Here is a 10,684-nt window from a genome sequence, read left to right as displayed (position 1 = left end):
TCGGTGGAGCTCGCGTCGGCCGCCTCGGCAGGCGCAGCAGGCGCGGCGCCCGCCCGCGCCGGCAGCCAGTGCAGCAGCTGGGCGAACAGCTCGTCGGGCTCTATCGGCTTGGCGATATGGTCGTTCATGCCTGCAGCCAGGCAGCGCTCGCGGTCGCTGCGCATCGCATTGGCCGTCATCGCAAGCACCGGCAGGCCCGCCCACTCGGGCCGCGCGCGGATGCGGCGGGTCGCTTCCAGCCCGTCCAGCACCGGCATCTGCATGTCCATCAAGACGATGTCGAACCGGGCCTGATCCAGCCGGTCCAGCGCCTGCTGGCCGTCCTCGGCCAGCACCACGATCAGGCCCTGACCCTCCAGCAGCTCGGCCGCCATCTCGCGGTTCAGATCGTTGTCGTCGACCAGCAGCACACGGGCGCCGCGCAGTGCCGACAGCTCCGACGGCAGCGGGCCGGCACGCCGCCCCTGGGCGTCGCTGGCCTGGCCGATCTCCAGCCACAGCTCGGCCCAGAAGCAGCTGCCGTGGCCGGGCTCGCTGCTCACGCCCACCGCGCCGCCCATCAGCTCGGCCAGACTCTTGCTGATCGCCAGCCCCAGCCCGGTGCCGCCGTATTTGCGGGTGGTCGAGCTGTCGGCCTGCTCGAAGGAGCGGAACAGCCGGGCCTGCTGCTCGGCCGTCAGCCCGATGCCGCTGTCCTGCACCTCGAAGCGCAGCAGCAGGCGATCACCCTCGCGCGCACGCTCGCTGACCCGCACGCGCACCCCGCCGTGCTCGGTGAACTTGACGGCATTGTTGGCATAGTTGATCAGGATCTGGCCGATGCGCAGCGGGTCGCCGCGCAGCCAGTCGGGCAGTCCCGGCGAACGCTCGATGGCCAGCGTCAGGCCCTTGGCCGCGCATTTTTCTTCCAGCAACAGCTGCATATCGTCGAGCACGCGCTGCAGCTCGAAGTCGATGATCTCGACCTCCAGCTTGCCGGCCTCGATCTTGCTGAAATCCAGGATGTCGTTGATCAGGCCCAGCAGATGGCGGCCGCTGCGCTGGATGTTCTCGATATAGCCGCGCTGCCTGGGGTTCAGCTCGGTGCCCAACGCCAGATGGCTCATGCCGATCACTGCGTTCATCGGCGTGCGGATCTCGTGGCTCATATTGGCCAGAAAGTCTGACTTCAGCTGCGAGGCTCCTTCAGCGCGCTCACGCGCATGCTCGAGTTCCTCGCCCTGGGCCCGCAGCGCCTCATTGGCCTCGCGCAGCTCGGCGGTGCGCTGGGCGATGCGCTCGGCCAGCAGCTCCTCATTGCGCTTCAAGGTCTCGACCAGCTCGGTCTTGGCCGCGACCGCCAGCGCGCTGGCCTTCTCGCGCTTGAGGAACTGGCGGCTCATCGCCAGCGCCAGGCAGAAGGTCAGCAAGGCCTGAAAAGCGGTCAGCGCGCTGGTCAGCCGGGCCTGGTGGCCGAGGCTGGCGTGGCGCTGGTCGCTGACCTCGCCGGACAGGCGCGAGGCCGCCAGCGACAGATCGGTCAGCGGCGTGCTCAGCGCCTGCAGCTCATCGCGCAGACGCTGCAGATGCACGCTCGCCTGCCGCGTATCGGCCGCCAGGCCCATCAGCCGGTCGCCGGCCTCGACGAAGTGCTGCATCTTCTGCATCGCCTCGGCATACAGCGGCGCGTCACCCATCAGGCTGCGCGCCGTGCCGCTCTCTATGGTGCTGAAGCGGCTCAGGAACAGGTCGTAGCGCAGCTGCAGCTCGTCCATATCGAGCTGCCGGGGCTGCAGCAGCTGCTGATGCAGCGCATGGTCGAAGCGCTCGTACTCGACATTGAGCTGAAGGAAATACCACAGCGCATTGATATCGCCGCGCTGCGTGGCCTCGCTCATGCTGCGGTGCTGCTGGTAGAGCAGGGCGGCAATGGCCAGATAGGCCATCACCAGGGCCACAACGATCAGGCTCAGCAGCCGCTTGCCGGAGATGATCATGGGGAGCGGCCTCCGGTCTTACTGGATGTCCAGCGAGCGCAGCTGCCAGATCGAGCGTCCGTAATAGAGGTCGGCCTTCAGCTCGGGCCGGCTGTCGAAGGGGTAGACCACAAACAGCGGCCCTTTCTCGCGCACCGGCATCGGCCGCTCGTTCATCAGCCGCGCCACGATGACATCGAAGCGCAGCGCGTCATCGAAGGGCATCTCGGCCTTGTAGCCGTTCAGCGCGGTCAGCACGATCTTGCCGCCCGGCTTGGCGCCGGCGGCGGCCAGCACATCGCGCAGCAGCGGGCCGGTGAAGCTGATCGGCGCCGGATACCAGGGCGTCTGGGTCGTGAAGCTTTTCTGCGGCAGTTGCTCCAGCATCTTCATATCGAAGCCGGCCTTGCCATCGCCCTGGTTGCTGGCGCCGAGCCGGCCGCCCAGGGTCAGCACGACCCGGCCTTGCGGCTTGTCCAGCGCGCGGGCCGGCATCCAGGGGGCCAGCAAGCCCAGGCCAACGGCCAGCAGGCGCCGACGCAGCAAACTCTCGTTCATTCGATACTCCCCGAGTGCGAGCCTCTGACTCGTGGCCGGCCGGTGTGCGGCGCAGCAATTTGCAGCGATCATGGCACGGCTCGCTGCCGCTGGCGACTCGAACAAGCCGCTGCGGGGCGGCCAAATCCGGGCATTGCCGCAGGAGCCGGTAATCTGCGAGACTTCGCTTGGCGCGAAGTCTTAATTGGCAGCTTGAGTAGATCAAGCGGAGCTACGAAGGCTATCGTGCGAGCTGCCGGCCCGGCGACGGGTCGATGCCCCCTATCAAAGCGGAGACTGCCATGCTTGTGTCGAAGATTTCCAGCCCGTCCGCCGCCCGTCGGCGCCTCGCCGTCTGCCTGGGCTTGATGGCGGCGAGCACGACGCTGCTGGCCTCACCCAAGAGCGAGCTGCCGGCCGGCTATCCGCAGCGCGGCCTGAACTGGATCGTGCCCTTCCCGGCAGGCAGCGCCACCGATCAGCTGGCCCGGGTGCTGGCCGAGCATGTGGGCAAGGCCGCCGGTCAGGCGGTCGTTGTCGACAACAAGCCCGGCGCCAACGGTACGCTGGGCACCGGCGCGGCCGCCAAGGCCGCCCCCGACGGCTACAACTTCCTGATCGCCACCAGCACCACGCACGCGGCCAATGCCTCGCTGTACCGCAAGCTGCCCTATGACCCGATCAAGGACTTCACGCCGGTCAGCCGCCTGGCCGAGATCCCCTTCATCATGCTGGTCAACCCGACGGTGCCGGCCGACACGGCCGAGAAGTTCGTCGCCTATGTGAAGGCCAATCCGGACAAGCTGGCCTGGGGCTCGGGCTCCAGCGGCAGCCTGATCCCCGGCCATGCGCTGGTGCATGCCAACAAGCTGGTGATGGCCCATATTCCCTACAAGGGCGTGCAGCCGGCGATGACGGACACGATGGGCGGCACGATACAGCTGGTGTTCGGTGATCTGGCCTCGGGCGTGCCCCAGGTCAAGGCCGGCAAGCTGCGCGCGCTGGCGGTCACCTCGGGCAAGGAGCATCCGATGCTGCCGGGCGTGCCGACGATGACCAAGAGCGTCGTGCCGGGCTTCGAGATGACGGCCTGGTTTGCGATGTATGCGCCGGCCGGCACGCCCGAGCCGGTGCTCGCGAAGATGAACCAGTGGGTGCGCTCGGCGCTGACCGACAAGAGCGTGCAGGCCAAGCTGGCGCTGTCGGGCTTCGAGCTGACGCCCAGCACGCCNGCGCCGGCCGGCACGCCCGAGCCGGTGCTCGCGAAGATGAACCAGTGGGTGCGCTCGGCGCTGACCGACAAGAGCGTGCAGGCCAAGCTGGCGCTGTCGGGCTTCGAGCTGACGCCCAGCACGCCGCCCGAGCTGGGCCTGTTCGCGGCCAAGGAAACGCTGAAGTGGGCCAAGGCCGTGCAGGCCGCCGGCATCAACGCCGAGTAATAAAAGCCGCCGCCGCCATGCGCCTGGACCTGACCACGCTGAACCTCGTGCTGGCGATCGAGCAGACCCGCTCGATCACCGCCGGCGCGGCGCGCGAGCACCTGGCGCTGGCGGCGGCATCCAAGCGGGTTTCCGACCTGGAGGCGCGGCTGGGCGTGCAGCTGTTCGAGCGCCGCGCCCGCGGCGTCGAGCCGACCGAGGCCTGCCGCGCGCTGGTGCGCCACATCCGCTCGCTGCATGCCTCGCTGCATGCGCTGGAGAGCGAGGTGGTCGAGTTCGCACGCGGCATCAAGGGCCATCTGCGCATCGCCGCCAACAGCGGCGCCATCGCCGAATGCCTGCCGGCCGATCTGGCCGCTTTCAGCCAGGCCCATCCGCAGATCCGCATCAGCCTGGAAGACCAGACCAGCGCCGAGGTGCAGGCGGCGGTGGCCGAGGGCCGCGCCGATATCGGCGTGTTCACGCCGCCGCTGCTGGACAACCGGGTCCAGGCCTGGGTCTATGCCCAGAGCCGGCTGGCCGTGCTGGTGCCCAGGGACCATGGGCTGGCGCGGCAGCCCTCGGTCAGCTTCTCCGACCTGCTCGACTACGACCTGATCGGCCTGCATGCCGGCGCCAGCGCCCAGCAGCTGATGCGCGAGCAGGCGCTGTCGCGCGGCCGCACGCTGAACGCGCGCCTGCAGGTGCGCGGCTTCGATGCGATTGCCCAGTTGGTCGAGGCCGGCCTGGGTGTGGCGGTGCTGCCCTCGGTGCCGGCCGAACGTTTCTCGCGTGTCTTCGCGGTCAGTCATCTCGTGCTCGATGAAGCCTGGGCCGCGCGCGACTATTGTCTGGGTGTGCAGCGTCAGGAGCGCCTGCCCACCGTGGTGCAACGCTTTGTCGATGCCCTCTGCCCCCTCCCCAACATCCCCGTAGAAAGCCAGCCATGACCACTGCAGCTCGCACGCTTTACGACAAGCTCTGGGACGAGCATGTCGTCCACACCGAGGAGGACGGCACGGCCACCCTCTATATCGACCGCCATCTGGTCCATGAGGTGACCAGCCCGCAGGCCTTCGAAGGTCTGGATCTGGCGGGGCGCAAGATCTGGCGCCTGTCGGCCAATCTGGCGGTCAGCGACCACAATGTGCCGACCACCGACCGCAGCCAGGGCATCGCCGACCCGATCTCCAAGCTGCAGGTCGACACCCTGGACCAGAACTGCGACCGCTTCGGCATCACCCAGTTCAAGATGAGCGACAAGCGCCAGGGCATCGTCCATGTGATCGGCCCGGAGCAGGGCGCCACCCTGCCGGGCATGACCGTGGTCTGCGGCGACAGCCACACCTCGACCCACGGCGCTTTCGGCGCGTTGGCCCACGGCATTGGCACCTCCGAGGTTGAGCATGTGCTGGCCACCCAGACCCTGCTGGCCAAGAAGGCCAAGAACCTGCTGATCAAGGTCGAGGGCCAGACACCGAAAGGCGTCGGCGCCAAGGACATCGTGCTGGCCATCATCGGCAAGATAGGCACGGCCGGCGGTACCGGCTACACGATCGAATTCGGCGGCTCGGCGATCCGCGCGCTGAGCATGGAAGGGCGGATGACGGTCTGCAATATGGCCATCGAGGCGGGCGCGCGCGCCGGCCTGATCGCGGTGGATGACACGACGATCAATTACTGCAAGGGCCGACCCTTCTCGCCCAGCGGTGTCGAATGGGAGCAGGCGGTGGCCTACTGGCGCACCCTGCACTCGGACCCGGGCGCGAGCTTCGACAAGGTGGTCGAGCTCGACGCCGCCCAGATCCGCCCGCAGGTCACCTGGGGCACCAGCCCCGAGATGGTCTTGTCGATCGAGGACCGCGTGCCCGATCCGGACAAGGAGAAGGATGCTGTCAAGCGCGGCGCGATCGAGCGGGCGCTGCAGTACATGAATCTGGAGCCGAACAAGGCCATCAACGACATCCTGATCGACAAGGTCTTCATCGGCTCCTGCACCAACAGCCGCATCGAGGACATGCGCGAGGCTGCGGCCGTCGTGCGCCGGGTCGGTGGCAAGATCGCCGCCAATGTGAAACTGGCCATGGTGGTGCCGGGCTCGGGCCTGGTGAAGGAGCAGGCCGAGCGCGAAGGCCTGGACCAGGTCTTCAAGGCGGCCGGTTTCGAGTGGCGCGAGCCGGGTTGCTCGATGTGCCTGGCGATGAATGCCGACCGGCTCGAGCCGGGCGAGCGCTGCGCCTCGACCAGCAATCGCAATTTCGAAGGCCGCCAGGGCGCCGGCGGCCGCACCCATCTGGTCAGCCCGGCGATGGCCGCCGCGGCCGCGATGCAAGGCCATTTCGTTGATGTTCGAAGGATTTCGTGATGGAAAAGTTCACCGTTCACAAGGGCCTCGTCGCCCCGATGGATCGCGACAATGTCGACACCGACGCGATCATCCCCAAGCAGTTCCTGAAGTCGATCAAGCGCAGCGGCTTCGGCCCGAATCTGTTCGACGAATGGCGCTATCTGGATGCGGGCGAGCCCGGCCAGGATCCGGCCAGCCGCAAGCCCAACCCCGATTTCGTGCTGAACCAGCCGCGCTACCAGGGCGCCTCGGTGCTGATCGCGCGCAGCAATTTCGGCTGCGGCTCCAGCCGCGAGCACGCGCCCTGGGCGCTGGAGCAGTACGGCTTTCGCGCCTTGATCGCGCCGAGCTTTGCCGACATCTTCTTCAACAACTGCTTCAAGAACGGCGTGCTGCCCATCGTGCTGCCCGAGGCCCAGGTGGCCCAGCTGTTCGATGAGGTGTTTGCCTTTCCGGGCTATCAGCTGACCATCGATCTGGCGCGCCAGCTCGTCATCAAGGCCGATGGCACGGAGCTGGCGTTCGAAGTCCAGCCCTTCCGCAAGTTCTGCCTGCTCAACGGTTTCGATGACATCGGCCTGACCCTGCGCCATGCCGACAAGATCAAGGCCTTCGAGGCCGAACGCATCGCCAGCAAGCCCTGGCTCAACCACCGTCTGATCGGATGACCATGAAAATTGCAGTGCTACCCGGTGATGGCATCGGGACCGAAATCGTCGCCGAGGCCGTCAAGGTCCTGAAGGTGCTGGACCTGCCGCTGACGCTGGAAAGCGCCCCGGTGGGCGGCGCCGCCTACGAGGCCGCCGGCCACCCGCTGCCCGAATCGACCTTGCAGCTGGCCAAGGACGCCGACGCCATCCTGTTCGGCGCGGTCGGCGACTGGAAGTACGACAAGCTGGACCGCCCGCTGCGTCCCGAGCAGGCCATCCTGGGCCTGCGCAAGCATCTGGGCCTGTTCGCCAATTTCCGCCCGGCGATCTGCTACGAGCAGCTGACCCATGCGTCGAGCCTGAAGCCCGAGCTGGTCGCCGGCCTGGACATCCTGATCATCCGCGAGCTGACCGGTGACATCTACTTCGGCCAGCCGCGCGGCCGCCGCACCGCCGTCGACGGCCATTTCCCGGGCTCTGAGGAGGCCTTCGACACGATGCGGTACTCGCGCCCCGAGATCGAACGCATCGCCCATGTGGCCTTCCAGGCGGCGCGCAAGCGCAGCAAGCGCGTCACCTCGGTGGACAAGGCCAATGTGCTGGAGACCTTCCAGTTCTGGAAGGACGTGATGATCGAGGTCAGCGCCGAGTATCCGGATGTCGAGCTGGACCATATGTATGTGGACAACGCGGCGATGCAGCTGGTCAAGGCGCCGAAGAAGTTCGACGTGGTCGTCACCGGCAATATGTTCGGCGACATCCTGTCGGACGAGGCCGCGATGCTGACCGGCTCGATCGGCATGCTGCCCTCGGCCTCGTTGGACAAGCACAACAAAGGCCTGTACGAACCCAGCCATGGCAGCGCACCGGATATCGCGGGCAAGGGAATCGCCAATCCTCTGGCTACAATCCTCTCCGCTGCCATGATGCTCAAGTTCACCCTCAACCAGCCCGAAGCTGCCGCTCGTATCGAAGCGGCGGTGGGCGCTGTGTTGTCCCAAGGTCTGCGCACTGCGGACATTTGGAGCGAGGGCACCCAGAAGGTGAGCACGCGCGAGATGGGTGATGCGGTCGTTGCCGCGATTACCACCACCAAAACCATCACGAGCTGAAGCTCTCGGATCGTCTCGCCCCCACAAACCCCGGCGAAGCGAGCCGGGGCACAGAGACTGGGGTGTGTGATCAAGAGGATTTCAAGATGACGACATTGGTAGGACTGGTAGGCTGGCGCGGCATGGTCGGCTCCGTGCTGATGGACCGCATGGCGGCCGAGCGCGATTTCGATCTGATCGAACCGCTGTTCTTCAGCACCTCGAACGCCGGCGGCGCTGCCCCGGCGCAGGCGAAGAACGAAACCAAGCTGCAAAACGCCTTCGATATCGAGCAGCTCAAGCGCTGCGAGATCATCATCACCGCCCAGGGCGGCGACTACACCAACGAGGTGTTCCCGAAGCTGCGCGCGGCCGGCTGGAACGGCCACTGGATCGACGCTGCGTCCTCGCTGCGCATGAACGGCGATGCCGTCATCGTGCTGGACCCGGTGAACATGCCCGTCATCAAGGACGCGCTGAGCAAGGGCGGCAAGAACTGGGTCGGCGGCAACTGCACCGTCTCCTGCATGCTGATGGGCGTGGGTGCTCTCTACAAGGCCGGTCTGGTCGAGTGGATGAGCACCCAGACCTACCAGGCGGCCTCCGGTGGTGGCGCGCAACATATGCGCGAGCTGCTGACGCAGTACGGCACGCTGAACGCCTCGGTGCGCTCGCTGCTGGACGACCCGAAGAGCGCCATTCTCGAGATTGACCGCCAGGTCATCGCCACGCAGCGCGGCATGAGCGCGGCCGAAACCGCCAACTTCGGCGTGCCGCTGGGGGGGTCGCTGATCCCCTGGATCGACCGCGACCTCGGCAACGGCCAGTCCAAGGAAGAGTGGAAGGGCATGGCCGAGACCAACAAGATCCTCGGCCTGGGCGAGGGCTTCGGCTCGGCGCCGATTCCGGTCGACGGCTTCTGCGTGCGCGTCGGCGCGATGCGCTGCCACAGCCAGGCCCTGACTTTCAAGCTGAAGAAGGACGTGCCGCTGGCCGACATCGAGGCGATGATCGCCGCCGACAACGAGTGGGTGAAGGTCGTGCCCAATACCCGCGAGGCGACGATTCAAGACCTGACCCCGGTGGCGGTGACCGGCACGATGACCATCCCCGTCGGCCGCATCCGCAAGCTGGCCATGGGCCCGGAGTATGTCGGCGCCTTCACGATCGGCGACCAGCTGCTGTGGGGCGCGGCCGAGCCGCTGCGCCGCATGTTGCGCATCCTGCTGGCTCGGTAATTTCCCCAGTTTTCGAGCCCCGCCCGTTGCCGGCAAACGACAAGCCTGTAACGGGCGGTGAATCAGGCAGGTGTCCTGGGGCGTATTCAGCCTTTGCATGAGGGTTGCAGCGTATATGCTTGATGCTGTTGTGATTTCGGATCGCAAGAGCCATGAGGACAGCATCGCCTAGCGCTGTTGAGAAGAGAACAAAGATCGTCGAAACAGGCGGGTACCTGACGGTGTCCGCCTTGTTGCTTTGGGGGACGCCTTGAAACAAAAACGTAGCGCTTTGGGGCGCTTTGCCCTGACCCCGTTGGCCCATATGGCGATGGCGGCATTTGCTGTTGCCGGCAGCGGCTCGGCCTGGAGCCTGGGACTGGGCAAACTGACCGTGCAATCCTCGCTGGGCGAAACGCTCAAGGCCGAGATCGACGTCAGTTCGCTGACTGCCGAAGAGGCAGGCACGCTCAAGGTCCGCATCGCCCCTCCCGATTCCTACCGCGCCACCGGCGTCGAGTACAACGCCGTGCTGACCGGCACCCAGGTGCAGCTGGAGCGGCGCAGCGATGGCCGACCGGTGCTGCGCATCAACAGCGACCGGGCCGTCCAAGAGCCCTTTGTCGATGTGATCCTGGAGCTGACCTGGTCCAGCGGCCGTCTGGTGCGCGAATACACGCTGCTGTTTGATCCGCCAAATCTGGCGCGCCCGAGCCCGCCGCCGGCCGTCACGACGGCCCCGTCCTTCGCGACCGCGCCGGCCGAGACCCGGGCCGTNAGTCGAGGCGGCGCCGGCAGAGCCGGTGCGCGCGCCACGTCCTGCGCCCGCGCCTGCGCCGAGCCCTAGCGCGGCGTCCGAGTACAAGGTCAAGCCGGGCGATTCGCTGTCGCGCATCGCCGGCCGCACCAAGCCCCGGGAAATCTCGCTGGACCAGATGCTGGTCGGCCTGTTCCGCAGCAACCCGGATGCCTTCATCGGCGAGAACATGAACCGGCTGAAGTCGGGCGTGGTCCTGCAGGTGCCGGGCAGCGACAGCCTCAGCGCGATCGCGCCAGCCGAGGCGCGCGAAGTCATCCAGGCGCAGAGCGCCGATTTCAGCAACTACCGGCAGCGCCTGGCCGGTGCCGCTCCCGAGCTCAAGCTCGATGAGAGCCAGCGCCAGGTCAAGGGCAAGGTGCAGGCGGCGGTCGAGGACCGCAAGCCGGCCGCAGCGCCCAGCCCCGACAAGCTGACCCTCAGCAAGGCTGCAGCCGCCAGCGCGGCCGTCGAGGCCAAGGTATCGAAAGAAACCGAGAAGAAGGCGGATGCCGCCCGGGTGGCCGAACTGACCCGCAATGTGGAGGAGCTGAAGAAGCTCTCCAGCGCGGCCAAGCCGGCTGCCAGCGCGCCCGCTGCGAACACCGGCACGGCGGCCGCGTCGGCACCGCCCGCACTGGCGCTGCCGGCGCCACCGGTCGCATCGGCGCCC

At 67.1% G+C, this 10,684-nt stretch carries 10 protein-coding genes; 8 read left to right on the top strand and 2 right to left on the bottom strand.

What is annotated here, in order from left to right; all coding sequences use genetic code 11:
* Nucleotides 1–1,976 (bottom strand): response regulator (locus tag PO768_RS25870; RefSeq protein ID WP_272648345.1); only part of this gene is annotated, 1,976 nt, incomplete at its 3' end.
* Nucleotides 1,977–1,994: 18 nt separating this feature from the next.
* On the bottom strand, nt 1,995–2,513 hold the full coding sequence (locus PO768_RS25865; protein ID WP_137940575.1) for a molybdopterin-dependent oxidoreductase: 519 nt from the start codon (nt 2,511–2,513) through the stop codon (nt 1,995–1,997).
* A gap of 254 nt (nt 2,514–2,767) precedes the next feature.
* Here PO768_RS25865 and PO768_RS25860 point away from each other — a divergent pair, with 254 nt between their 5' ends.
* From PO768_RS25860 to PO768_RS25830, 8 genes are all read left to right on the top strand, one after another.
* Complete coding sequence (locus PO768_RS25860; protein WP_442953301.1) at nt 2,768–3,931, top strand: Bug family tripartite tricarboxylate transporter substrate binding protein; 1,164 nt, start codon at nt 2,768–2,770, stop codon at nt 3,929–3,931.
* 17 nt (nt 3,932–3,948) lie between these two features.
* Nucleotides 3,949–4,860, top strand: coding sequence for a LysR family transcriptional regulator (locus PO768_RS25855; RefSeq protein ID WP_272648343.1), 912 nt, complete (start codon nt 3,949–3,951; stop codon nt 4,858–4,860).
* Nucleotides 4,857–6,275, top strand: a complete 1,419-nt coding sequence (leuC, locus tag PO768_RS25850) for a 3-isopropylmalate dehydratase large subunit (RefSeq protein ID WP_272648342.1) — start codon at nt 4,857–4,859, stop codon at nt 6,273–6,275. The genes PO768_RS25855 and leuC overlap by 4 nt, the downstream gene beginning before the upstream one ends.
* Nucleotides 6,275–6,925: a 3-isopropylmalate dehydratase small subunit gene (gene leuD / locus PO768_RS25845; protein ID WP_272648341.1), complete on the top strand. Its 651-nt coding sequence runs from the start codon at nt 6,275–6,277 to the stop codon at nt 6,923–6,925. The genes leuC and leuD overlap by 1 nt, the downstream gene beginning before the upstream one ends.
* 2 nt (nt 6,926–6,927) lie before the next feature.
* Nucleotides 6,928–8,019, top strand: coding sequence for a 3-isopropylmalate dehydrogenase (leuB, locus tag PO768_RS25840; protein ID WP_272648340.1), 1,092 nt, complete (start codon nt 6,928–6,930; stop codon nt 8,017–8,019).
* Nucleotides 8,020–8,105: 86 nt separating this feature from the next.
* Nucleotides 8,106–9,236, top strand: a complete 1,131-nt coding sequence (asd, locus tag PO768_RS25835; RefSeq protein ID WP_262972947.1) for an aspartate-semialdehyde dehydrogenase — start codon at nt 8,106–8,108, stop codon at nt 9,234–9,236.
* 304 nt (nt 9,237–9,540) lie between these two features.
* A complete protein-coding gene (locus tag PO768_RS29360; RefSeq protein ID WP_442953302.1) occupies nt 9,541–10,062 on the top strand; it encodes a type IV pilus assembly protein FimV in 522 nt (173 codons plus the stop codon).
* Nucleotides 10,019–10,684, top strand: a 666-nt coding sequence (locus PO768_RS25830; protein ID WP_272648339.1) for a type IV pilus assembly protein FimV, incomplete at its 3' end; no start/stop codon positions are given. The genes PO768_RS29360 and PO768_RS25830, both read left to right, overlap by 44 nt.

Source organism: Paucibacter sp. XJ19-41 (genome assembly GCF_028462495.1).
Classification (GTDB): domain Bacteria; phylum Pseudomonadota; class Gammaproteobacteria; order Burkholderiales; family Burkholderiaceae_C; genus Roseateles_E.
Note: the sequence above shows the minus strand (reverse complement) of the source record. Positions and strands in the feature narration are given on the sequence as shown.